This is a genomic window from Duffyella sp. Ts4 (genome assembly GCF_051851875.1).
GTDB classification, from domain to species: domain Bacteria; phylum Pseudomonadota; class Gammaproteobacteria; order Enterobacterales; family Enterobacteriaceae; genus Duffyella; species Duffyella gerundensis.
Map to the genome: position 1 here is coordinate 395,600 of NZ_JBLYPN010000004.1, position 24,042 is coordinate 419,641.

Below are 24,042 nucleotides of genomic sequence, written 5' to 3' on the forward strand. Positions count from 1 at the left end.
GCACAAAACATAGGCGCAAAGGATAGGGGATTCAGACAGGAATTAAAGCAGGTCGCGTGCCAGGCAGCAAGCGACAGGGCATCCTTGCCCACAATGATCACTCGTTAGACGGAATTGACATCCCCTTGATGGAAACGACAAAGTGTCGCTCAGATTTGGATATTTTGGCCCCGCGTTCACACCAGCGGCTGGCCAGGCGGAAAAAATCGTCGCTGCCGATGTCATAGGCCAGCTCGACTTTGTTGATGCCAGAATGCAGCATCTCCTCCGCATCCTTCAGGTTTTTAGCTTTGATAATCATCAGGTCTTCCTGCCTTCAAATTCGAGCAGACAGAATAAATTGACGATGTGACATTTTTGTTTCAATCAGCATTTTTCAGACTTATACCATAAAAAAATGACAGTCAGACGACAGATCTCTGTGCTGATTATGCTTTACCCGCCTGGTCATTCTCCCCTATAAATGAAGTCATAACCTGGAGGAGAAATCATGGAAACGCCACCGCTCTCTACCGCTCGTCTGGAACTCAGGCCGTTAAGCCTCAGCGATGTGCCGCACATTCAGCGGGTCTTTCCGCGCTGGGAAATCGTGCAATATTTGCATAACGCGGTGCCCTGGCCGTTTCCCGAAGATGGTGCGCTGCGTTACGTGCAGGGCGTGGCGTTGCCGGCAATGGCAGAAGGCACGGCATGGCACTGGAGCCTGCGCCATCATTCGCAGCCGGAGACGCTGATTGGCCTGATCTCACTGCGCGAAGGGGAAGACGATAACCGTGGTTTTTGGCTGGTGCCGGAATGGCAGCGGCAAGGGTTGATGAGCGAGGCGTGTGAGTGCGTGACCGACTTCTGGTTTAACGTATTGAACAAGCCGCTGCTGCGGGCGCCAAAGGCGCGAGAGAATATCGGCTCACGGCGTATCTCATTGCAAAGTGGCATGCGGCTGGTGGATACCCGGCTCGCCGATTATGTGTCTGGCGAGCTGGAATCAGAGATCTGGGAGATCACCCGTGAAGAGTGGGCGGCAAGGCGTTAATCCCGGTTTACTCGCCGGATTGGCGAATAAAATCGGCGTATTTTTCTGGATGCTGCACCAGATGCGCCGGGAAACTGTCGTGAGTCAGCGGAATCAGCCGCAGCGATCGATCGCGCTTCCAGATATCTTTGCCCTCACGCACCGCCTGCTCGATATGCTGCGCGTTATTCAACTCAGGCAGATCGTACTCGGTGTGTGAGATGCTGGACATCTTCTCTGCGATGCGCTCAGGCGTCATCAGCCAGGAAAAATGCCATCCCGCATCGTTAACGATGGTGGTGCGCCATTTCAGGTAATTCCAGCGCCACCAGCTGCGTTTAATGGCACTGCGTTTTACGTTACGCAGATCTTCCGGCTTGCCGGCAAAAAAGTCCCGTAGCGTGCCGAAACGCGTCATTTTCACCAGCGTGCATTTCCGCGGCGAGCCGTTGTCGTTAAACACCTGCAGGTTGAACTGATAGTTATAAAAATTGAGGTGAAAGGTGTTACACAGCGCTCGTGGGTTGGCCCGTGCCAGCTGCTGTGGATCGATGATTTCATCGACATCGGAAACCAGAATAAGGTCATCATCCTGCGCCTGTTTCAGGCCCGCCATAATATGATTGCGTGTGCGGCGCTCATTTTCCCAGGCATCGCTGTGCGGCGGCTCATCAAACACCACGTAGATAATGCGATCGGCGAATGCCGCAAAGCGGGTGATATCAAAATGCAGCGCTTTTTTCTTGCCGGTAAAAGTATGCGTCGATTCAACAATGACAAATTTATCAACGTGCTGGTGCAGGGTGTGCAAACGAAGCTCCAGCAGCATCGCTTCATCATAATAGAGAAAACAGTCGTAAATCATGGCAACGCATCCGGACAGCGGCAGTAAAAACAGGATGCAAATGATGGCATTGCCAGCGCGCGGTCACAAGATTTTATTCAGCGCAGGAGAGGGCCACAACGGCCAGAGTGCGGTAAAGCCAGCAGGTTGGTGCCTTCGGCAAAGGACAATCAGGGCGTTGAAGGGCGCCGATCGGCATTTGACCGCCGAGGATGCGGCAAAAAGGCGTGCGATGCAGGGCTGATATGAAGCGAAGGCCGTGCCAGGATGAGCAATAAAAAAGGGATTATCCCGCAGGATAATCCCTTTTTCAGACTGCAAATTTTTGGTCGGCACGAGAGGATTTGAACCTCCGACCCCTGACACCCCATGACAGTGCGCTACCAGGCTGCGCTACGTGCCGACACGTGGACGCTTATACTACCGCTTATCATTGGTAATGCAAGCCGCAAAAAAGCTAACCGACTAATAAATAATCAGTTAGCGATAAAGCGTTTCTCTTCGGTCAGCACCTGTAACAGTAACGCCAGCTCCGGCTTGTGGTTTTTCAACGGCTCGCCGCGACTGTTGTACGCTTTGTAGCTGCCGTTATTATCCAGCACCAGCGTGGTATCCGGCGTGGTAATCACCAGTCGTTTGTCATCCATGCTGGCAACCCAGTTATGACGTCGCTCGGCGGCAAACAGATCTTCACCCTGCGAATAGTCCGCCGGGCTGGTGCTGACGTGCAGCAGGCGCTGCATCAGGGTGGTCATAATATCCTGATGATCGGTAAGCTTTTGCACGCTCTGCGCTGGCGTATTTGGCCAGTGCACCACCAGCGGCACCTGCAGCGCCGCACGATCGCCTGCATGCTCTTCGTTATCGAGCACTACGCCATGCTGCGCGGTAATCACCACCACCGTTTTATCCAGCAGGCCTTTGTCGCGCAGGGTAGCCAGCACAGACTGAATCTGCTGGTCGACGCTGGCAGCGGTCTGTTTGTAACGACGGCTGGAGACCACGCCTTTATCATCAGCACGATCAAGGCCATTCCATGCGATCCATGAGAACCAGGGCGCGCCTTCCGGTTTCTGTTTGCTTAACCAGTTTTGCCACTGGGCGGTGGTTTGCGCATTCGACTGCGCAGCCGCCGCAGGCAAGGAGTAATCGGCCAACAGCGCCTGACGCAACAGCGGCGAACGGAAACCATCGGAAGCAAACAGACCAAACTGGTAGCCCTGGCTGCTCAACGCGTTGATCAGCGTGGAAGGCATGCGCGCCGCCAGCACGCCATCCATATAAGTCGGTGAAATACCGTAAAACAAGCCAAACAGGCCGCTGTCGGCATCATCGCCCGCGCTGTAATGCTGGGTGAAATTCACATTTTCCTGCGCGAACTGGCTGAGGGCGGGCAGCGTTTTGCTGCTGCTGGCCTGATTGACGCCATCAAGCGTAATCAGCAGCAGGTTCTGGCGCGTGCCAGCATCGCGGAAGCTGATATCGCTCAGTGGATAGGCGACGGTCAGCGCTTCCGGATTTCCCTGCTGTACCAGCCGACGCTGATATTCCTGCGCATCAAGCAGACCATGCTTCTCCAGAAAACGTCGGGCGGTCATCGGATAGGAGAGCGGCAGGTTAGCGCGCTGCATGGTGATAGGGCGATAGAAATTGGCATCGGCCCAGATATACATCAGGTGGCTGGCAAAAAAGGCGGTAATCAGCACCATGGCTACCGGTTTACCAAACGAGCGGCGATTGAGGCTGCGCAGCTTTTGCCAGCTCCAGGTGGCGTACAGCATCTCCACAAGGAAAATCGCGGGCACGCTGATAAACATCAGCTGCCAGTCGCGCGCCATTTCGCTCTGGTCGGGGTTGATCACCAGTTCCCATACCACCGGATTGAGGTGTAAATGGAAACGGCTGAACACCGCGCTGTCGACCAACACCAGCGTTAATCCCGCGGTGGCGAAAATGGCCGATAAAAAGCGCATCAACCGTTGTGACATCACCACAAAGGTTAGCGGAAAAATCACCAGCAGATAGGCGGCAAAGACGATAAAGCTGAAGTGGCCTACCCAACTGGTATAGGCATAGATACGGCCCGCCAGTGAGGCAGGCCAGTCAGCAACCAGCAAATAGCGGCTGCCGAGAATGAAAGCGAAGATAATATTAAACAGCGCAAACCAGTGCCCCCAGCTGATCATCTGGGAGACTTTTTCGCGGTAGCGCTGCCGGTTGGTTACCATAATTAACGTCGAATTTTCACATTAATGGGCTTTGTCTTCGCGCACGGATGACTGCAACGCATCGGCGAAAGAACGGGCCATCGCGCGGCGTTGAGCGGGCGCAATGCTAGTATTGAGCAAGTTGGTGACCATGTTCCCTAACACCATCAGGGAAAGATCGGTTGGCGCCTGGTCTTTTTCCAGAACCTGCACCAGTTCTGCGAGGAGTTTCTCCACGCGGTCGTCGCTGTAACGGGATGATTGTGGCATAGCGTTGAATTATCAGGTAGCAAAGGGCGCTATCTTAACGTAACAGCGCGCCATTTTCTGCACTTTTATGGAGGCAAATGTGTTCGAGGGGGTGTTGCGTCAGTTAATGTTTACTCCCATCAGGCATGCGCAATAAACGAAGCGAGAAAAAGCCCGGCCGAAGCCGGGCTGAGCAGTGGCTTAGCCCGTATATCCGCGTGCTTTCTTGTATCGGCTGTGGCCATTTTTAACCAGCTCAATAACATTAACCGATTCGATGTATTTGTAGAGATATTTCGAAATCCATAATGAAAGCGTTATGCTCACTAATGCAACCGGCCATTCGTATTTAGGCGCCAAATGCAGCTGATATATTATGGTTGCCAGTACCGAGTGAAAAAGATAAAGCGAGTAAGAGTACTGGCCTGTCGCATGAATACGATCAAAAATTCTTCCGGTAAGCCGGGCTGATGTGGAAAGTGCTGCTACAAAAATCCAGCATGGAATAGATGAGAAAAACAAATCAATTATTTGATTGTTACTAATATTAGTTAGCGGGCTTACTTTATCCAAAAGAATTATTGATAGCGGAATTAAAAGCAGCGCCCAGGGACGCTTATGCTCAACATGCTTGTTCTCTGAGATAAGCTGCCAGCTCATACCGGCAATAAATGAAATATTACACAGGTTCGAAGTAATGGAATGCCAGCTCAACGTTGTCCAGCCGAGTTTACCCTCATTACCGAGGAAGTAGTTGCTTAACGCCATAATAGCGACGATAGCGATGCTGGAAAAATAGAAAACAAAGGCGCGGTTATTTTTGATGCTTTTACCCAGGGCGAAAATGGCATAAAAATAATATTCAAACATCAGCGTCCAGGCAACAGGGTTTGCAATAGGTGAATGAATATTAAAGCTATTTTTCTCCCTGTTCCATTCAAGCCAGGGCAGCAGCAGGAGCGTGTGCAGCATGTACTGAACAGAGGTTGTTTTTACCATCGCTGCAAGAATAAGTGGTAATGATATAATCAAGTATGCAGGATGAATTCGCAGGAATCTTTTCTTTAAAAAGACGGCAGGAGGCTCGTTCTGTTTAAAGGAATATAACATGATATATCCACTTAAAAAGAAGAACATTGATACGCCAATTTGGCCGGGAATGTATTCGGCAATCGCTGGGGGCAATAAGTGACCGGCTACCACGATAAGCGCTGCAATCCCTCTGACGATCTGTAAATTATATATCTCTTTTTTCATTAGCTGAAGCTGCCTTTTTCAGATGTACACTTCGTAGTCTATTCCTCATCTTTTCGGGTTAACACTGAATGTAAGCGGTTTGTAAGCAATTCAGACTAAACCTAAATTTTTGCTTTTTTATTCAGGCCATTTTTTAATTTATCAAACATTATTGTTTTAGCATTTATTAACGACTGTGTGAAAATGGGTAATTATCTGATGGACTTTCCTCAGTGCATTAATCGGCCGGGTTAAGGTTGAGGTGGAATTCAGAATACCGCGCGGCTTTTCCTGTTTTTTAGCCCGTTCTTTTTTTCGTTCGGGCCACGCTATCCAGTTAAAAGGGGATCTGACAAGCCGCAGCGCACTCAGCACAGCACTGCGTGGTAAAGATCGCCCTTGTAAGCGAATGCAAGTTGAAAGCGTGCCGTTACGATGATTGAATACGCGCCTTAGCCAAGAGGAGAGCCTGCTATGAGTCTGGATATCGACCAGATCGCCCTGCATCAGTTAGTGAAGCGTGATGAACAAACGCTTGAGCTGATTCTGCGTGATTCCCTGCTGCCAACCAATGCCACCGTCAGCGCCATGGTTGAAGAACTCCATCGGGTTTACAGCGCAAAGAGCAAGGCTTATGGCCTGTTCGATGAAGGCAGTGAACTGGCGGATGCCCTGCGTAACTGCCGCAAAGGCGAAGATGATTTTCTGGCCTTCAGCCGGGCGGCAACCGGTCGGTTACGCGACGAGCTGGCAAAATATCCTTTTGCAGAAGGCGGGGTAGTGCTGTTTTGCCATTACCGTTATCTGGCGGTTGAGTATCTGCTGGTTGCCGTGTTGAACAGCCAGAGCAGCATGCGTGTCAATGAAGAGCTGGATATCAGTTCGACGCACTATCTCGACATCAATCATGCCGATATTGTCGCGCGCATCGATCTCACCGAATGGGAAACGAACCCGGAATCGACGCGTTATCTCACCTTTCTGCGCGGACGCGTTGGCCGTAAAGTCGCTGACTTCTTTATGGATTTCCTCGGTGCCAGCGTTGGGCTGGACACCAAAGCGCAGAACCGCGGCCTGTTGCAGGCGGTAGATGACTTCTGTGCGGAATCGCAGCTCGATAAAAATGAGCGGCAGAACTATCGCCAGCAGGTGTATAGCTACTGCAACGAACAACTGCAGGCAGGCGAAGAGATCGCGCTGAAAGAACTGTCTAATGAACTGCCGCCGTTGGGTGAGAAAACCTTTCAGGCCTTCACAGCCGAACAGGGTTATGAACTGGAAGAGCATTTTCCAGCCGATCGCGGCACGCTGCGTCAACTGACCAAATTTGCCGGCAGCGGCGGTGGCGTGACGATCAACTTTGATGCGCTGCTGTTGGGGGAACGCATTTTCTGGGATGCGGCGACCGATACGCTGACCATTAAAGGCACGCCGCCGAATCTGCGCGATCAGTTACAGCGCCGCACCAGCGCGAAATAGCCTTGCCGCAGACGAAAAAAAACGCCGCATAATGCGGCGTTTTCTTAGCAACTCGTTGGCGACAATTACGCGCGAACGAAGTCGATGTGCTGCAGTTTAGGCTTGAACGGGTGACGCTGAACAGCCTGCACTTTAACTTTAACTTCTTTGCCAGCAACAGCCAGGGTCAGCACGTCGGTGTAGAACTCAGGCTTAACCTGCATGTTCATAACCTGGTCATGATCCAGTTCGATGGCAACAGCTGCTTCTTCGCCGCCATAAATGATGGCTGGGAATTTGTTAGCTGTACGCAGGCGGCGGCTCGCACCCTTACCCTGCTCTTTACGTTCTTCTGCTTCAATAGTGAACATTGTTGATTCTCTTCAATAAATGTTCCTGCTACAGGCGACCCAGCAACAGGTTGGAGTGTTCAGCTTCTGCACAAGCAAAAGCGGGCGGCATTATAGCTATCTTTGCCTGCGCGGGCAAGGCGTTAACGCAGCTCGTTGGCGCGACGATAGCGGCCCTGATAGTCAAACAGTTTCTCTCGCACCTGCCAGAAATGGCCACGCGCACGCGCCACGACGAAGTCAGGATGGCGCAGCAGCGGCTGCAGGGCGATCACGTCAGCGGCGGTTTGCCAGCCCAGTGCCACGCCGGGCGCACGCTGATGTGGCCGCATAAACAGCTGTTCAAAGGCGGTGCGCTGCGCCGGTGTCTGTAAGCGAAAGCGTTCGCTGACGCTGGTGGCATCCTCATCAAAGTAGGTGACGTTCAGCCATTCACCCTTGACGTCAGCGCCGCGTTCCAGCGTCATCCCACCGCAGCGCAGCACCAGCGCATCTTTTAACTTCAGCGCGGCCTTCAGCATATCGTCAGGATCCACCAGCACCTTGTCGCACTCATGGCAGCGACGGGCGGCAATATCGTTCTCGGCGTTACAGTACGGGCACTGTTTAAAGCGAAAGCGATAATCACACTGCTCGCGATGGCCCTCATCATCTTCCAGCACGCCCTGGCAACGGCGACCAAAGTGTTCAATCACCATGCCGTCGGCGGTGGTTTTTCCCCAGAATGTATTGGCAAAGCCACAGGAAGGGCAGAATACCTGTACCGGTTGATTATCGCTGGCACCCTTAGGGCTGCCCACTTCCGGGGTAAACAGATCGTGAGGATTGCCGGCGTAATCCAGAATCAGGCAATCCTGCTTGCCCGGATGCAGGCGCAGCCCGCGGCCAACGATCTGTTGATAAAGGCTGACGGATTCGGTGGGGCGCAGAATGGCAATCAGATCGACGTGCGGCGCATCGAAGCCGGTGGTCAGCACCGCAACGTTGACCAGATATTTAATCTGCTGCTGCTTGAAGGCGGTAATAATGGCGTCGCGCTCCGCTGCCGGCGTACCGGCACTCACCAGCGCTTTGCCCTCCGGCAGTAAACCCAGCACCTCGTGCGCATGTTCGACTGTGGCAGCAAAAATCATCACTCCGTGGCGTTGTTCCGCAAACTCAACGATCTGGCTGATAATATGCGGCGTGATACGCGCCTGTTTTTTCAGCTCCTGATTCACTTCGGCGTCGCTGAACAGGCCGTTTGCCTGAGCGGTAAGGCGGCTGAAATCATACTGCACCACGGGCATGTCGAGGCGCTCGGGCGGCACCAGAAAGCCGTGTTTGATCATATAACGCAGTGGCAGCTCATAGATGCAGTCGCGGAACAGGCTTTTTTCATCGCCGCGCACCATGCCGTGATAGTGAAACTGATAAATCCAGCCTTTGCCGAGGCGAAACGGCGTTGCGGTCAGGCCAAGCAGTCGTACCTGCGCATTGGCGGCGCGCAGGTGCGTTAAAATCTGCTGATACTGGCTTTTTTCATCGTCACCAATGCGGTGACACTCATCGACAATCAGCAGCGAAAAGGCGCTGTCAAATTTATCCAGATTGCGCGCGACCGACTGTACGCTGCCAAATACCACTTTGTTCTGACTTTCACGACGCTGCAGGCCAGCGGCAAAAATATCCGCCTGTTCGCCGAGCGCCAGAAACTTGGCGTGATTCTGCGCTACCAGCTCTTTAACGTGGGCGAGCACCAGCACGCGACCGCGCGCCAGCCGCGCCAGTTCGGCGATGACCAGACTTTTGCCGGCGCCGGTAGGCAGCACAATGACGGCAGGATCGGTGGTGCGACGAAAATGATTGAGCGTGGCATCAACCGCTTGCTGTTGATAAGGACGCAGGGTAAAGGACATGTTAAACGCGGAAATGTGGAAACAGTGCCACATTATGGCATGAAAATGCGCTAAGCGGGCGATCGCCTCTGTCTACGCTGAAGAACACAGGATATACTTGCCATCGTTTTTCCAATGGCTTTACCCGCAGGTAAGCAGTGCGGTTCCGGTTCCCATCGGCGCTCGACTCTTTCCTCTCTTGCCAGCACGAGGCATCTCCCGTTATCCGGGAAGTAAACGCCGTTTCATCTTTTCACTTTCAGTAATTAACAGGCAAAGCAGACGTCATGCGACTCGATAAATTCTTATCTCAACAACTGGAAATCAGCCGTGCCATTGCCACGCGTGAAATACGGGCAAAACGCGTCACGGTGGATGGCGAGGTCGTGCGCGACACGTCGTTTAAACTCCAGCCGGAGCATCAGGTCGAATATGACGGCAATCCTCTGCAACAGCAGTTTGGTCCGCGTTATTTCATGCTCAACAAGCCCGCGGGTTACGTCTGTTCCACCGACGATCCCGATCATCCTACCGTGCTCTATTTTCTGGAAGAGCCGATGGCGTACAAGCTGCATGCAGCGGGCCGCCTGGATATCGATACTACCGGCCTGGTGCTGATGACTGACGACGGCCAGTGGTCGCATCGCATCACGTCACCGCGCCATCTGTGCGAAAAAACTTATCTGGTCACGCTGGAGAATCCGCTGGCCGATGATACCGCCGAGCAGTTTACTGCGGGCGTACAGCTGCATAATGAGAAAAGCCTGACCTTGCCAGCGACGCTGGAGCAGCTTAGTGAGAATCAGGTGCGCCTGACCATCAGCGAGGGGCGCTATCATCAGGTTAAACGCATGTTCGCCGCGGTAGGGAATCACGTGGTTGCGCTGCATCGTGAACGCATCGGCGGTATTACGCTGGATGATGCGCTGGAAGAGGGCGAATACCGGCCTCTGACCGCGGAAGAGATCGCCACGGTGGCAAACGTGCCTCAGCCAAAAAAATAAGGGTTTTCGTGCCGGGAGGACAGGGTGGTTAAGCAACAGAATTCGGCAACGGGTTTAGTGGTTGTGCTGGGATTGCTGGCGATGTTAATGCCGCTGTCGATCGATATGTATCTGCCTGCCATGCCGCAGATTGCCAGCGAGTTTGGCGTTTCCGCAGGCAGCGTGCAGATGACGCTCAGCGTCTATATCTTTGGCTTCGCGCTGGGTCAGCTGATTTATGGCCCGCTGGCAGATAGCTTTGGCCGTAAACCGGTTATTGCTCTCGGCACCCTGACGTTTGCACTGGCGGCGGCAGCCTGTGCGCTGGCGCAGACTATCGATCAGCTCATTGTGATGCGCTTTTTGCACGGTCTCTCGGCCGCAGCCGCGAGCGTAGTGATCAATGCGCTGATGCGCGACAGTTACTCGAAAGAGGAGTTTTCGCGCATGATGTCCTTCGTCATGCTGATCACCACCATTGCGCCGCTACTGGCGCCGATTATCGGCGGCTGGCTGTTAGTGCTGTGGAACTGGCATGCGATTTTCTGGACGCTGTCGGTTGCCGCACTGTTAACCACCGTGCTGGTGGTCACGCGCATCAAAGAGACGCTGCCCAAAGAGAAGCGCCAGCGGTTTCATCTGCGGACCACGCTGGGTAACTTTCTTTCACTGTTTCGCCACAAGCGTGCCTTCAGCTATATGCTGGCCAGCGGTTTCTCCTTTGCCGGACTCTTCTCCTTCCTGAATGCCGGGCCTTTTGTCTACATTGAGGTTAACCATATTTCACCGCAAAACTTTGGCTACTACTTTGCGCTGAACATAGTTTTCCTGTTCCTTATGACGCTGTTTAACAGTCGTTTTGTACGACGTTTTGGCCCGCTGGCGATGTTCCGTCTGGGCCTTTATATTCAGTTTGCTATGGGCATCTGGCTGCTGATTGTCAGCGCGCTTGACCTCGGCTTTCTGCCGTTGGTGTTTGGCGTAGCGATGTTTATCGGCTGCGTGGCGATGGTCTCCTCCAACGCAATGGCGGTGATTCTTGATGAGTTTCCGCACATGGCCGGTACCGCCTCTTCATTGGCCGGTACGCTGCGTTTTGGCGTCGGTGCCATGGTCGGCGTTGTGCTGTCACAGGCGACGTTTACCACCGCCTGGCCGATGGTCTGGTCAATCGCGCTGTGCGCCACGTTATCGGTGCTGCTCTATCTTTATGCCAGCCGTCCATCGCGCTCTGCTGCGGTAAAATAAGCGCCTGATCATCATCACTGATTAATGTTTCTTATTTGTAAAATTAATGAGTCAATCAGGTAAAATAATTGCAGCAATAATGGTTGTTATCCGTTGCTAATCGCGGTACATATAGTTTCAAAATGAGAGCTTCCTCTCAAAAAAAGGCGCATTGTTACCGCGATGCCAACCGGGCGATGCTCTGTTCGGCGCTTTTGGAAAGATAACTCCAGCGCAGAGCCGTTGCCGTGCCGATAATGTTACCTCGGGGATAGAATATTGAGCGGGCTACAACTTTCGATTGTTCATCGTTTACCACACAGCTATCGCTGGTGCGCAGAAGGTCCGGGCGGCAAAATTGAGCCGCAGGATAACAATCTGCTGGCCAATGAGCAGGATCTGATCGGTCTCCGGTTGCTGAGCCACGACGGTAAATCGGCGTGGGAAGTGATGCAGCAGATGAAGATGATGCTGGCGGAGATCGAGGTTAACGGCAGCGTAGTGGAATGCGAAGGAGAACCCTGTTTGTTTGTGCGCCGCTGCGATGAATCGGCTACCACCTGCCGCCTGAAAAATCAGGGTGTCGCCATTGCCGAAACCTTTGCTGCCTGGCAGCGCGCTTAGCGCTGCATCTGCCGCCACATACCTCCCGTTAAACTCGTCGTTTTCCCTTTCCCCTTCAAGCACCAAATCACGTAAAACGCAGCGACCTCAGCTAACCATCAGGTTACAGCCTCAGTAACCGTTTCTGTTGCCGACGATTACGGCATGTGGCGATGAGTAAGTGCAGCTGAAGCAGGCAGAAACCAACCAACGCTAATTTTGTTCCACTGCTTTAAGAACTCTCAGATCTTTCTGCTGCTGATGCCAGGCGATCAACTGCGTCACTGTCAGAGGCCGGCTAAACAGATAGCCCTGCAGATGGGTGACGCCACGCGCCATTAACCAGGCGGCCTGTTCAGCGGTTTCAACGCCTTCAGCCACCGTGTTCAGATTGAGTCTCTTAGCCAGCATGATCACCGCATCCAGCACTGGCGAGGTGACAGTTTGTCGGCCAATGCTTTGTACAAACCCGCGATCGATTTTCAAATAGTCAAAACGGTATTTTTCCAGATAGATCAGCGCGCTGTGTCCGGTGCCAAAATCGTCAATGGCGATTTTAAACTGATTGTCATGCATCCAGCTGAATATCTCGCTGGCATGATCGTTCGCCACCATGGCGCGCTCTGTAATTTCAAACACATAGGCGAAGTGGTTCGGTGGCATGGCCGCTACCCAGTGAGTAATATCCTGCCGGAACTGCGGCGAGCTGAGATGGCTGGGAGAGAGATTAAGGCCAAGCTGCAGTCCACACGGCAGCGCCTTTTTGAGTTCAGCGGCGTCGCGTGCCACCAGTTCAAACAGGTGGCGGGTAAGCGGAACAATCAAATTTTGTACTTCTGCATACTGAATGAACGCCTCGGCGGGCACCCGACCGGCTACTGGGTGCGTCCAGCGTAGCAAGGCCTCAAGACCGTACATATGGCCAGTGTCGCTGTTGATCAGCGGCTGATATTCCACATGAAACTCACCACGTTTGATGCCCAACAGAATCTCTTTGCCGGGGCGCATATTCAGGATCAGTAAGGTATAGCTAATGGCGCTGACCAGCAACGCCAGCAGGATACCGGCCAGCACGATGAATTCTACATCGCGTGCCGCCAGCGTGGATCCATACAGATAAAAGGTAATCGGATAGTGGGGCAGGCTGAACTGTCGCAGCGGCGTGGTCGGCAGCAGCGATGCGGGCAAGATGTTCTTACTCCACGTCGTCAGCGCCCGATCTTTTGCCACCATCGCCATGCCGGTAATCTCCTGCTGGCGTGACGCGAGCAGCAGGTAAGGCGTCAGATTGATATCAATGGTGGTCAAAATACCGCTGCGTGGCTGATGCGGGTTCTGCAACCACAGCACCAGCGCTGGCTTTCCTGGTACTTTGGGCGTGCCGGTCAGCAAATTCATATCGATGGGCTGCTCAAGACGCGTAGCGGGTGAAAACCGCTGCACGGCCAGGGAAAACGCACCGGTAGCAGAAGAGCAGTAGGCAACGGCATCCTTCACCAACAGAATTGCGCGAATGTTTGAGCCAAATGCCGCGCGGGCGGTCAGATCGGCATTGCTGGCATGGCAATCAGGAAAGGGAAGAGTCAGTAACGGTTGCAAAGAGTGATGTAATTCGGTGAACACCTGGCTCATATAATCGCGCGTATAGTGCGTGAGTCGGTCGTGGCTTGCGCTGCGCTTATACCAGGTGATGCTAAAAACAATACTCATAAACAGAATAAAGAACAGCACGCCGACGAGGAGGCTGTTTACAGCAATGCGTCGGGGATGCATAACGTGACGCGACACTATCCTGGAAAGTGGCATAAGGTGTGATCTCCCGATCAAGCCCGTCTCTATAAGTGAACCGCATACCAACATGAGCCAGGGAGAATATAACGCTCTCGGTAAGATGTCGCGTTATTAAGAGTATTAACAATCATTTAATCTGTTAACAAAGGGTATGGCGTTTATTTTTGGCATAAAAAAACGCTGCCTAAGCAGCGTTATTAATCTCAGTTTTCGCGAACTTCAGGAAATCGGTCAACTTTGCGAGCGGCTCAATACCCGACGTGCTTCGGTATAACGACGCTTCCAGTAACTGTCATTAAGGTTGGAAATCATCACACCGCTGCTGGTAGACGCGTGCACAAAGTTATCGTTGCCCAAATAGATGCCCACATGGCGGCCCGTTGAGCCTGCGCGGAACATCACTAAATCACCTGGGCGCAACTTGGTGCGGGTAATTTCTTTGCCGGTATCTTTCTGTTCCCAGGTCGAGCGAGGGAGATCGAGACCGAACTGATCGCGGAAAGTACGTTGCACAAAGGCAGAACAGTCAATACCACCTTTAGTTGTGCCACCCATACGGTAACGCACGCCTTTCCAGTCATCGTATTGTTCCATGATACGGGATTTGATATCCACGTTCTGGACCATCTGTTCAAATTCGTCCTGAGACGCCTGAAGTAAAAAACCATTGTGGTTGTTAACTTCATGATTCTCGTTTTGCGCGGTATTTCCATGATTACTGCTGGTACAGGCTGATAACATCGTCGCTAATGCGACTGCGGGTAAAACCCGCCAGATATATCTCAGAAACGGTTGAGACTTGACCATTATATTTGTGATCCCTTGAAGTCCTTAACGACAGAAGTCGTCAAATAATTGCGAAAACGGCTTGAGATTAATTAGCGCGTGAACCTAAGACAATTCCTGAATCTTCAAAATGTGTGATTACGCACATTTTAATTGTAAAAAAGGTGGAATTTTCTGCTGCTTCATACTAATCGAAACTGAGGTTAACCCATTCGAGACCCCGTGGCGAGGGGTTTTATGCAATTATTTATAGGTTTTTTTGATGTGAAATCATACTGTAACGCTTTGGTTACATTTTAAGCAGTTATCAGGGCGCTATGGCGAGAAGTAGACCCTTTTTAGCCGCTAATTTACGCGATGAAGGAGAAAATAAGAAATTTCCGGCTGGACATCCTGTGAGTGCCCATCAATTACGGCGTGAGCGATAATAATTTCTTCTGAAGGTATTTTGTTAGCGTGCTAATTAATTAATGAAAGGTGAGTTTTAGATTTAACTGGTATTAAGGTGTTAATACCAGTTAAAAGAAATAAGCATCACGACGTAGCTTTATATTTTCCCGGTAGGCTGCGGTCAAGCCAGCTGATCAACTTGTCGTTTGCAGGCGTCAGCAGCCACCAGCTTAATCCTACCAGCACCACCGACATCGAGCCGACCATGATATCGGTGAACCAGTGCGCACCCGCCATGACGCGCGGCAGTGAGAACACGATCACAATACTCAGCGCCAGAACAAACGCGCGCGGCGTAAAGTAGCGCCACATAAAGCAGGCGAAGATGATGAGCATCATGCCGTGATCGCCCGGGAAGCTGTCTTTTGAAGCATCTTTTGCCGGAATGCCGGTAAGCTCGCTGACGCGATGCACATTTTCAAAGTAAAGCGTTGGGCTGGAATGCTTAACCGGCAGCAGATGCCCCAGCTGATTAAGCAGCACGGCAGTGAGCAGCATGCTGATGCCAATCAGCAGTAAACGCCGCCGTCCAACCGGCGTTTCACCGCGCCAGAAGCTGTAATAGAGCGCGCCCATCGCCAACAGCGAAACCGCATCAAAACCGCGAAAATTGGTGATCGCCACCAGTAGGGCAAACGCCGGGTGATCGACCATTTGATCGTTAAAGCCAAAAAAGATCGTTTTATCCAGCGCAAACCAGAAGCCATGATCGGGCGGTAAATACCACGAGAGAAACAGCACAATGCCCAGTGCATTGAGCAGTAAAATGGTGATTAAACGGGTAGCGTGCATAGTCAAAGTACTCAAAGAAAAAAACAGAGCGAAGAGTAGGCTGGCTAACTTAAACGAAGCTTCAACAAGCTTTGCTGAAGCAGGTTCCAGTCAGCCTCGCTATCGTGTATGAGCTCGATACGGCTGTCAGGCGGCATCGTCTGCCGCGTCTCAATATGAAAATCGCTATCCTGGCGATTGATGCTAACCAACCCTTCTTTTATACGCATCACGCCTTTTACCCGCTTCACCGGCGCGAGCCGGGCCCATTCCAGTATGCCAACCGTATCAAAGGTGGTATCAGCGTCAAATACCCAACCGCAGCCAGCATAACCCTGACCCTGATTAACCGCACGACGCCAGCGCGCGCTGCCTTCCAGATGTAATGCAGACAATAAAGAAGGCGCCGCGCGGTGGGCATGATGATGATGCGCATCAGGTAGCGCACGCTGATTCAGCCGCGGGCGATCCAGCAGCGTAGGATCGATATGACCGAACTGCGTAGTCACCAGCGTGCGATCCGCCAGCGCCTGTTCCTGCCACTGCTGCAGGCGTGCAATGTCATCGGCCTGCCAGCGATCTTCTTTATTCGCGACGATAATATCGGCTGCGGCCAGTTGATCGCGGAAGTTCTCATTTTCCCGCACGCGATCGTCAGCCAGCTGGCGCGGATCCAGCAGGGTCAGCGTCGCGCGCAGATCCAGCCACGGCTGATAAACCTCAGCGGTCAGCATGGTTAGGATCTGTTTGGGATGGCCGAGGCCGGTGGGTTCGATTAGCAGGCGATCGGGCTTCTGCTGCTTCAGCAGCATATTCAGACCCACCTGCATTGGCAGGCCGTTGACGCAGCACATGCAGCCGCCCGGAATCTCTTTCAGTACGGCGCCGCTTTCCGCCAGCAGCGCACCATCAATGCCAATCTCACCGAATTCGTTGACCAGCACGGCCCAGTTTTCATTCGCTGGCTTGTGCGCTAACAAGTGAAGCAGGGTGGTGGTTTTACCACTGCCTAAAAATCCGGTAATCAAATTGACCCGCGTCACGGCATCCTCCTTTCTATAACGATGACTGGTGAAAAGATTTAGTCGGCGCGTCCCATATAGCGACGTTCCGGAATATGAATGCGCACTTTATCGCCGTTGCTCAGGTATTCTGGTACCTGAATGGTCAGGCCGGTGATCATTGACGCAGGTTTGGTGCGCGCGCTGGCTGAAGCACCTTTGATGCCAGGTGACGTGTCGACAATTTCCATATCCACGGTTTGTGGCAATTCCAGCGCCAGTACCTGGCCATCCATGGTTAATACATGCAGGCCGGGAATGCCGCTTTCCGGTATAAACAGCAGCTCTTCCTCAATCTGTTCGCGCTTGAAGGTGTAGGGCGTGTAATCTTCATCATCCATAAAGACATATTCGTCGCCGTCGATATAGGAGAAAGCCACGCTGCGGCGACTCAGGGAAATAGCATCCAGAATGTCATCGCCTTTAAAGCGCTCTTCTACTTTTAGTCCGGTGCGAATATCGGTAAAACGCATTTTATACAGCGTGCTGGCACCGCGTGCGCTGGGGCTTTGCACATCGATATCTTTTACCAACAACAGCTTGCCGTTAAAAGTTACCGCCATACCGCGTTTGATTTCATTGGCTCTTGGCATTGTGATCCTCATTTGATCGCCGAAATTTGTCGCGTCACGTTACTCGCGGCCCGTCAGCGAGGCAAGCGCTGAGCGGGGCGAAAACCACTTTTTGCGTAACGTCTCGCAAGGTGGTGGAAAATGTTGCGGGCCGCTGCTATCTTCATTGCCCCTTTTCAGGAGTCGCCTATGAATTGCCGTAGCGGATGTGCTGCCTGCTGCACAGCGCCTTCTATCTCATCACCCATTCCAGGCATGCCCAACGGCAAGCCCGCTAACGTGCCCTGTGTGCAACTCGACGAGCAGCTGCGCTGCAAAATTTTCCATTCGCCGCTGCGGCCGAAAGTCTGTGCTGGCCTGCAACCTGCCGCCGATATGTGCGGGTCCACGCGCGAGCAGGCGATGATCTGGCTGCTTGATCTGGAAACGGCCACTGCACCTTCATTGTAATCGGTTTTGCTGAACATCGGCTGACCGTTGCCGTTGCGTTTACTGTGCTTTCAGCTATGTCGTCAGCCAGCCGATCGGTTCAGGTCAAATCGAAAGTACCGAAATGTGCGTAAGCTCAAAAAACGGTGATACCGATTGGGCAAAAGCTTGCCACATCTGCCTATTCTGGCCCACTATTATTGAAACGTTTCAGCGTTGTCGTTGCTGGCTAAGCCTTATTCGATAGCGCCTTTTTTCCCAATATAGCTGAAACGATTCAACATCAGCAGGAGAGGAGAATTATGTTCCAGCTTGAACCGCAAGCCATTCATGTCGGCGCATCAGCCGCAAATAAAGAAGACGCTATTCGTCAGGTTGCTGCCGCGCTGGCCCAGGCCGGAAACGTGGGCGACGCCTACGTTGAGGGCATGTTGGCGCGTGAAAAACAGACCTCAACCTACCTTGGCAACGGCATCGCCATTCCTCACGGCACCACCGACACGCGCGATCTGGTGTTGAATACTGGCGTACAGGTGTTTCAGTTTCCTCAGGGCATTACCTGGGGCGACGATCAGCTGGCGTATGTGGTTATCGGTATCGCCGCGAAATCGGATGAGCACCTCACGCTGTTGCGTCAGCTGACGCACGTGCTGAGCGATGATGACGTTGCAGAACAGCTTAAAACCACCACCTCGGCGGAAGAGCTGCGCAGCCTGCTGATGGGTGAAAAACAGGGCAGCGGCCTGAAGTTTGATACCTCTCTTATCGTGCTGGACGTCGCCGCCAGCGACCTGATGACGCTGCAGGCATTGAATGCCGGTCGGCTGCAACAGGCGGCCGCGGTCGACAGCAGCTTTGTCAGCCAGGTGATCGGCGCGCAGCCCCTGAATCTGGGACAAGGCATCTGGCTGAACGACAGCATGCAGGGCAACCTGAGCAGCGCCGTGGCCGTTTCACGCACCCAGGCGCCTTTTGATGTTAACGGTGAAAAAGCCGCGATGTTAATCAGCGTGGCCGCGGTAGATGACCAGCCTTTACAGGTGCTGAATTACCTCAGCACGCTGTTGATCAACAACAAGGCCGATCGTCTGCTGAATGCTGACGCCGCAGGCGTCCTGGCACTGTTGACCAGCGAAGTGGATGAGCAAGCCGAAGTGCTGACGGCGGAGTTCACTATCCGTAATGAGCACGGCCTGCATGCGCGTCCGGGCACCGCGCTGGTGAGCGTCATCAAGCAGTTCAACAGCGATATCACCATTACCAATCTTGATGGCAGTGGCAAACCCGCTAACGGCCGCAGCCTGATGAAGGTTGTCGCGCTGGGCGTTAAGAAAGGCCACCGTCTGCGCTTTACCGCCAGCGGCGAAGATGCGCCTCAGGCGCTGGAAGCGATTGAACAAGCCATTACCTCAGGGCTGGGCGAGGGGGCATCATGACCCGTCGCGTAGCAACCATCACGCTTAACCCGGCGTACGATCTGGTGGGTTACTGTGCCGAAATCGAACGTGGCGAAGTCAACCTGGTGAAAACCACCGGTTTGCACGCCGCGGGTAAAGGCATCAACGTAGCGAAAGTGCTCAAAGACCTGGGCATCGACGTGACCGTTGGCGGCTTCCTCGGCAAAGATAATCAGGATGGCTTTCAGCTGCTGTTCAGCGAGCTGGGCATTGCCAACCGTTTTCAGGTCGTACCGGGCCGGACGCGTATCAACGTCAAGCTCACCGAAAAAGAGGGCGAGGTCACCGACCTTAACTTCTCAGGTTTTGACGTCAGCGCGCAGGACTGGGAGCGCTTCAGCACCGATTCTCTGAGCTGGCTGGGTCAGTTTGACATGGTCTGCGTCAGCGGCAGTTTACCGGCTGGCGTCGATCCCGATGACTTTACGCGCTGGATGAGCGAATTGCGCACCCACTGCCCGTGCATTATTTTCGACAGCAGCCGTGAGGCGCTGGTAGCCGGTCTTAAAGCCGCGCCGTGGTTGGTTAAACCCAATCGCCGCGAGCTGGAAATCTGGGCCGGTAAAAAGCTGCCAACGCTCCAGGATGTGATTGCCGCTGCGCATCAGCTGCGCGAGCAGGGCATCGCTCACGTGGTGATTTCTCTGGGGGCCGAAGGGGCGCTCTGGGTGAACGCCTCGGGTGAATGGATTGCCAAACCACCGGTTTGCGAAGTGGTCAGTACCGTGGGTGCAGGTGACTCAATGGTAGGTGGCTTGATTTATGGTTTGCTGATGCGTGAATCCAGCGAACACACGCTGCGTCTTGCTACTGCGGTGGCAGCTTTGGCCGTAAGTCAGAGCAACGTGGGCATTACCGATCGTACTCAGTTGGCCGCCATGATGGCGCGTGTCGAACTGAAACCCGTTAACTAACAGCAGGAGAGGTATAATGAAAACGCTGCTGATTCTCGATCCGTCGCTGGGACAAGCATCCCGCTATATGGTGAAACAGTTAGGTGCCGCTGCTGCGCAAAAAGCAGGTCTGAGCTTAACCGACAGCCCGGCTGAAGCTGAGCTGATTGCGGTGGCAGGTCATGCCATACCGCAGGACACCGCGCTAAACGGTAAGAAAGTCTATTTGGGTCGCCTGGACGAAGCGCTGCGCGAACCGGAAAACTTCTTTAATAAGGCAAAGGCCGAAGCGAAAAGCTTCCAGGCTGAAGCTGCACCAGCCACGGTGGCGGCTGCTCCTGCGGCCAACGCACAAAAACGCATTGTCGCGGTGACCGCCTGCCCAACCGGCGTGGCGCACACCTTTATGGCCGCCGAAGCTATCCAGAGCGAAGCAACGAAACGCGGCTGGTGGGTGAAGGTTGAAACACGCGGCTCCGTAGGCGCAGGTAATGCCATTACGCCAGAAGAAGTGGCTGCGGCCGATCTGGTGATCGTGGCGGCGGATATTGAAGTGGACCTGGCGAAATTTGCCGGCAAGCCGATGTACCGCACCTCAACCGGTCTGGCGCTGAAGAAAACCGCACAGGAACTGGATAAAGCGGTCGCGGAAGCGAAGCCTTATCAGCCGCAGGGTGGTCAGTCATCCGCCAGCCAGAGCGATGAGAAAAAAGGCGGCGCAGGGGCCTATCGTCATCTGCTGACTGGCGTTTCTTATATGCTGCCGATGGTGGTGGCGGGCGGTCTCTGTATCGCACTCTCCTTTGCTTTTGGTATTACCGCGTTTAAAGAGCCGGGCACGCTGGCGGCTGCGCTGATGCAAATCGGTGGTGGCAGCGCCTTTGCGTTGATGGTGCCAGTGCTGGCGGGCTTTATCGCCTTCTCGATTGCCGATCGTCCGGGCTTAACGCCGGGCCTGATTGGCGGCATGATCGCTACCAGCATTAATGCCGGCTTCCTTGGCGGTATCATTGCCGGTTTCATCGCGGGTTATGCGGCGAAGTTGATCAGCACCAAGCTCAAGCTGCCGCAAAGTATGGAGGCGCTGAAGCCGATTCTGGTGATTCCGCTGGTCGCCAGCTTGATTACCGGCCTGCTGATGATTTATGTGGTCGGCAAACCGGTTGCGGGCATCATGACTGGCCTGACTGGCTGGCTGGCGAACATGGGCACTGCGAACGCCGTGCTGCTGGGTGCGATTCTCGGTGGCATGATGTGTACCGATATGGGTGGTCCGGTGAACAAAGTGGCTTACGCGTTTGGCGTCGGGTTGCTCAGTTCACAAACCTATGCGCCGATGGCCGCTATTATGGCCGCGGGCATGGTGCCGCCGCTGGCGATGGGTATCGCTACGCTGGTGGCACGCAGGAAGTTTAACAAAGGGCAGCAGGAAGGGGGCAAGGCGGCGCTGGTACTGGGTCTCTGCTTCATCTCTGAAGGTGCCATTCCGTTTGCCGCTCGTGACCCGATGCGCGTGATTCCATGCTGTATCGTCGGCGGCGCGGTAACCGGTGCGGTTTCCATGGCAATCGGCGCTAAGCTGATGGCACCACATGGCGGTCTATTTGTGCTGCTGATTCCAGGTGCGATTACGCCGGTAGTCGGCTATCTGGTGGCGATTATCGCCGGTACGCTGATTGCAGGTCTCAGCTATGCCGTGCTGAAACGTCCGGAAGCGGAACTGGCGAAAGCCTGATACTTCTGCGCGAAAGAAAAGGCGGCTCCTGGAGCCGCCTTTTTTATTACGCGCTTTTTTGCTGCGATTTCAGCCAGGCAATTTCATCCTGCCAAATCGCTGGCTGGATGGTTTCCAGAATCAACGGAATGCCATCAAAGCGGGCATCCTTCATCAGCCAACTGAACACCGTTTTACCGATATTGCCTTCACCCAGGCTGTGATGGCGATCGACACGGCTGGCAAACGCGCTCTTGGCGTCATTAAGGTGCATACCGCGTAGATAGTTGAAGCCGACGATGCGTTCGAACTCGGCAAAAGTGGATACGCAATCCTCTTCGGTACGCAGATCATAGCCACCGGCAAAGGCGTGACAGGTATCAATACAGACGCCAACCCGCGATTTATCTTCCACGCCATCAATAATCGCCGCCAGCTGCTCAAAGCGAAAGCCCAGGTTGGTGCCCTGGCCTGCGGTATTCTCAATCACCGCGGTCACGCCCTGGGTTTTATCCAGCGCGATATTGATCGACTCGGCGATGCGTTGCAGGCACTGCGCTTCATCGAGCTGATTCAGATGGCTGCCCGGATGAAAGTTCAGCAGGGTCAATCCGAGCTGCTCACAGCGCTGCAGTTCATCGATAAAGGCCGCGCGTGATTTCTCCAGCGCCTCGGCTTCAGGATGACCGAGGTTAATCAGAAAGCTGTCGTGCGGCAGAATCTGCTCCGGCTGATAGTTAAAACGCTCGCAGGCACTGCGAAACGCGGAAATCACCTCCGCGCTCAGCGGTGCGGCGCGCCACTGCCGTTGATTCTTGGTAAACAGCGCGAAAGCCGTGGCCTCCAGCTCATGCGCGCGGATGACCGCCTGATCCACGCCACCGGCGGCGCTGACGTGGGCACCGATATATTTCATGCCGGTTCTCCTGTGGGTTATTGGCAAGTGAGGGGCGCCATCATAACCGAAGCGTTCAGGCCATCAAATGGTGCACCAGCAGATTGATGGCACCGCCGCCCAGCACCAGCCAGCAAAACAGCAGCAGACCCAGCGCCAGAGGCCGCAGCCCGGCACGTTTCAGATCGCGCAGCCGCGTCGTTAAGCCCAGCGCCGCCATCGCCATTGCCAGCAGCAGATTATCGAGCTGGGTAAGGGCGTGGATCAGTGACGCGGGCAACAGCTGCAGCGAGTTAAACAGCGCCACGCCGATAAACAGCAGCGCGAACCACGGGAACGCGATGGGCGTCGGCGTCGCACTGGCCGCAGCAGAACGGCGGATCCACGCGCCCAACAACAGCAGGAAAGGAGCCAGCATCATGACGCGCAGCATTTTGGCGATCACCGCCGCGTTTTCCGCTTCCGGACCGATCGCATGGCCCGCCGCCACTACCTGCGCCACTTCGTGCAGGGTTGAACCGGTAAACAGGCCATAGTCGGTGGCCGACACGGCGGGCCAGAGATGCTGCACCAGCGGCCACAGCGCCGGATAAAGAAAGATGCCTAGCGTGCCGAAAATGACCACGGTGGCGATCGCGACCGCTACTTTGGCGCCGTCTGCTTTGACGACCGGCTCGGTGGCCAGCACCGCCGCTGCACCACAGATGCTGCTGCCTGCGCCAATCAGCCAGCTGGTTTGTTGATCCAGCTTCAGCAGTCGGCAGCCAAGCCAGCAGGCGAGCAAAAAGGTTGAGCTCAGCGTCAGCAGATCAATCAGCACACCGCTGAGGCCTACATCGGCAATTTGCTGCAGCGTCAGGCGAAAGCCATAGAGAATAATGCCCAGCCGCAGCAGCGTCTGTTTGGCGCGCAGCACGCCGGGCGAACAGTGGGTTTCCAGCGCGGGATAAGCCGTGTTGCCCAGCAGCATACCGGAGACGATCGCTAAGGTAAGCGCGCCCAATCCCAGCGCGGCGACCGCGGGCTGTTGGCTCAGCCACTGGCTGAACAGGGCGATAACAGCGGCCAGCGCCAGGCCTGGCAGCAACCGCGTAGCGTGATGAGAAATTAGCGGTAAAGTGTGTGTTGTCATCATAACCTCCCATTGGTAAGGAGAATGATGAGGGCATCTGGTATA

The 24,042-nt window shown here is 54.1% G+C and carries 23 protein-coding genes and 1 tRNA gene; 9 read left to right on the forward strand and 15 right to left on the reverse strand.

The window, feature by feature from the left end; all coding sequences use genetic code 11:
- Window positions 1-97: 97 nt before the first annotated feature.
- Window positions 98-301: a hypothetical protein gene (locus tag ACJY2L_RS09590; RefSeq protein ID WP_067432333.1), complete on the reverse strand. Its 204-nt coding sequence runs from the start codon at window positions 299-301 to the stop codon at window positions 98-100.
- Window positions 302-490: 189 nt separating this feature from the next.
- Between ACJY2L_RS09590 and ACJY2L_RS09595 the strand changes: the two genes are divergently transcribed.
- A complete protein-coding gene (locus ACJY2L_RS09595; RefSeq protein WP_067432330.1) occupies window positions 491-1,033 on the forward strand; it encodes a GNAT family N-acetyltransferase in 543 nt (180 codons plus the stop codon).
- A 7-nt stretch (window positions 1,034-1,040) separates the two neighbouring features.
- On the opposite strand, the gene ACJY2L_RS09600 is transcribed toward ACJY2L_RS09595, so the two are convergent.
- The 5 genes from ACJY2L_RS09600 to ACJY2L_RS09620 all read right to left on the reverse strand — a co-directional run bounded on the left by ACJY2L_RS09600 (window position 1,041) and on the right by ACJY2L_RS09620 (window position 5,569).
- A complete protein-coding gene (locus ACJY2L_RS09600; protein ID WP_187487433.1) occupies window positions 1,041-1,877 on the reverse strand; it encodes a benzoate transporter in 837 nt (278 codons plus the stop codon).
- Window positions 1,878-2,182: 305 nt separating this feature from the next.
- Window positions 2,183-2,259: transfer RNA gene (locus ACJY2L_RS09605), tRNA-Pro, on the reverse strand.
- A 73-nt stretch (window positions 2,260-2,332) separates the two neighbouring features.
- Window positions 2,333-4,084 (reverse strand): LPS biosynthesis-modulating metalloenzyme YejM, encoded by a 1,752-nt coding sequence (gene yejM / locus ACJY2L_RS09610; protein ID WP_439212414.1) that lies wholly within the window; start codon window positions 4,082-4,084, stop codon window positions 2,333-2,335.
- Between the two features lie 21 nt (window positions 4,085-4,105).
- The gene (locus ACJY2L_RS09615) at window positions 4,106-4,333 is read right to left on the reverse strand and encodes a YejL family protein (RefSeq protein WP_187487435.1); all 228 of its coding nucleotides are present in this window, start codon (window positions 4,331-4,333) and stop codon (window positions 4,106-4,108) included.
- 180 nt (window positions 4,334-4,513) lie between these two features.
- A complete protein-coding gene (locus ACJY2L_RS09620) occupies window positions 4,514-5,569 on the reverse strand; it encodes an acyltransferase family protein (protein ID WP_439212413.1) in 1,056 nt (351 codons plus the stop codon).
- Between the two features lie 453 nt (window positions 5,570-6,022).
- On the opposite strand from ACJY2L_RS09620, the gene yejK reads away from it, so the two are divergent.
- Window positions 6,023-7,027: a nucleoid-associated protein YejK gene (gene yejK, locus ACJY2L_RS09625; RefSeq protein ID WP_439212412.1), complete on the forward strand. Its 1,005-nt coding sequence runs from the start codon at window positions 6,023-6,025 to the stop codon at window positions 7,025-7,027.
- 65 nt (window positions 7,028-7,092) lie between these two features.
- Here the strand turns inward: yejK and rplY are convergent, their stop codons facing one another.
- Both rplY and ACJY2L_RS09635 read right to left on the reverse strand, forming a co-directional pair.
- Window positions 7,093-7,377 (reverse strand): 50S ribosomal protein L25, encoded by a 285-nt coding sequence (rplY, locus tag ACJY2L_RS09630; protein ID WP_067432306.1) that lies wholly within the window; start codon window positions 7,375-7,377, stop codon window positions 7,093-7,095.
- 122 nt (window positions 7,378-7,499) lie between these two features.
- Window positions 7,500-9,254 carry a DEAD/DEAH box helicase gene (locus ACJY2L_RS09635; protein ID WP_225701494.1) on the reverse strand — a complete coding sequence of 585 codons (1,755 nt, stop codon included), beginning with the start codon at window positions 9,252-9,254 and terminating at the stop codon, window positions 7,500-7,502.
- Window positions 9,255-9,520: 266 nt separating this feature from the next.
- On the opposite strand from ACJY2L_RS09635, the gene rsuA reads away from it, so the two are divergent.
- The 3 genes from rsuA to ACJY2L_RS09650 all read left to right on the forward strand — a co-directional run bounded on the left by rsuA (window position 9,521) and on the right by ACJY2L_RS09650 (window position 12,067).
- Window positions 9,521-10,237 (forward strand): 16S rRNA pseudouridine(516) synthase RsuA, encoded by a 717-nt coding sequence (gene rsuA, locus ACJY2L_RS09640; RefSeq protein WP_067432303.1) that lies wholly within the window; start codon window positions 9,521-9,523, stop codon window positions 10,235-10,237.
- Window positions 10,238-10,261: 24 nt separating this feature from the next.
- Window positions 10,262-11,464 carry a Bcr/CflA family multidrug efflux MFS transporter gene (locus ACJY2L_RS09645; RefSeq protein WP_209501653.1) on the forward strand — a complete coding sequence of 401 codons (1,203 nt, stop codon included), beginning with the start codon at window positions 10,262-10,264 and terminating at the stop codon, window positions 11,462-11,464.
- 255 nt (window positions 11,465-11,719) lie between these two features.
- Window positions 11,720-12,067 carry a YejG family protein gene (locus tag ACJY2L_RS09650; protein WP_067432297.1) on the forward strand — a complete coding sequence of 116 codons (348 nt, stop codon included), beginning with the start codon at window positions 11,720-11,722 and terminating at the stop codon, window positions 12,065-12,067.
- A gap of 192 nt (window positions 12,068-12,259) precedes the next feature.
- Here ACJY2L_RS09650 and ACJY2L_RS09655 read toward each other — a convergent pair whose 3' ends face one another.
- The 5 genes from ACJY2L_RS09655 to yeiP all read right to left on the reverse strand — a co-directional run bounded on the left by ACJY2L_RS09655 (window position 12,260) and on the right by yeiP (window position 17,498).
- Window positions 12,260-13,852, reverse strand: coding sequence for a cyclic di-GMP phosphodiesterase (locus ACJY2L_RS09655; RefSeq protein ID WP_439212411.1), 1,593 nt, complete (start codon window positions 13,850-13,852; stop codon window positions 12,260-12,262).
- A 216-nt stretch (window positions 13,853-14,068) separates the two neighbouring features.
- Window positions 14,069-14,644: a bifunctional murein DD-endopeptidase/murein LD-carboxypeptidase gene (gene mepS / locus ACJY2L_RS09660; RefSeq protein WP_439212410.1), complete on the reverse strand. Its 576-nt coding sequence runs from the start codon at window positions 14,642-14,644 to the stop codon at window positions 14,069-14,071.
- 513 nt (window positions 14,645-15,157) lie between these two features.
- Window positions 15,158-15,865 carry a phosphatase PAP2 family protein gene (locus tag ACJY2L_RS09665; RefSeq protein ID WP_187485669.1) on the reverse strand — a complete coding sequence of 236 codons (708 nt, stop codon included), beginning with the start codon at window positions 15,863-15,865 and terminating at the stop codon, window positions 15,158-15,160.
- Between the two features lie 44 nt (window positions 15,866-15,909).
- A complete protein-coding gene (locus ACJY2L_RS09670) occupies window positions 15,910-16,887 on the reverse strand; it encodes a CobW family GTP-binding protein (protein WP_067432286.1) in 978 nt (325 codons plus the stop codon).
- A 38-nt stretch (window positions 16,888-16,925) separates the two neighbouring features.
- Complete coding sequence (gene yeiP, locus ACJY2L_RS09675; protein WP_439212409.1) at window positions 16,926-17,498, reverse strand: elongation factor P-like protein YeiP; 573 nt, start codon at window positions 17,496-17,498, stop codon at window positions 16,926-16,928.
- A gap of 168 nt (window positions 17,499-17,666) precedes the next feature.
- On the opposite strand from yeiP, the gene ACJY2L_RS09680 reads away from it, so the two are divergent.
- The 4 genes from ACJY2L_RS09680 to fruA all read left to right on the forward strand — a co-directional run bounded on the left by ACJY2L_RS09680 (window position 17,667) and on the right by fruA (window position 21,991).
- Window positions 17,667-17,927 (forward strand): YkgJ family cysteine cluster protein, encoded by a 261-nt coding sequence (locus ACJY2L_RS09680; protein WP_067432280.1) that lies wholly within the window; start codon window positions 17,667-17,669, stop codon window positions 17,925-17,927.
- A 281-nt stretch (window positions 17,928-18,208) separates the two neighbouring features.
- On the forward strand, window positions 18,209-19,342 hold the full coding sequence (gene fruB, locus ACJY2L_RS09685; RefSeq protein WP_439212408.1) for a fused PTS fructose transporter subunit IIA/HPr protein: 1,134 nt from the start codon (window positions 18,209-18,211) through the stop codon (window positions 19,340-19,342).
- Window positions 19,339-20,277, forward strand: coding sequence for a 1-phosphofructokinase (fruK, locus tag ACJY2L_RS09690; protein WP_067432265.1), 939 nt, complete (start codon window positions 19,339-19,341; stop codon window positions 20,275-20,277). Before fruB ends, fruK begins: the two co-directional genes overlap by 4 nt.
- Before the next feature lie 16 nt (window positions 20,278-20,293).
- The gene (gene fruA, locus ACJY2L_RS09695) at window positions 20,294-21,991 is read left to right on the forward strand and encodes a PTS fructose transporter subunit IIBC (protein ID WP_439212407.1); all 1,698 of its coding nucleotides are present in this window, start codon (window positions 20,294-20,296) and stop codon (window positions 21,989-21,991) included.
- Window positions 21,992-22,037: 46 nt separating this feature from the next.
- Here the strand turns inward: fruA and nfo are convergent, their stop codons facing one another.
- Together nfo and ACJY2L_RS09705 are read right to left on the reverse strand one after the other, a co-directional pair.
- A complete protein-coding gene (nfo, locus tag ACJY2L_RS09700) occupies window positions 22,038-22,886 on the reverse strand; it encodes a deoxyribonuclease IV (RefSeq protein ID WP_439212406.1) in 849 nt (282 codons plus the stop codon).
- Window positions 22,887-22,941: 55 nt separating this feature from the next.
- Window positions 22,942-23,997: a YeiH family putative sulfate export transporter gene (locus ACJY2L_RS09705; protein ID WP_439212670.1), complete on the reverse strand. Its 1,056-nt coding sequence runs from the start codon at window positions 23,995-23,997 to the stop codon at window positions 22,942-22,944.
- Window positions 23,998-24,042: the final 45 nt, after the last annotated feature.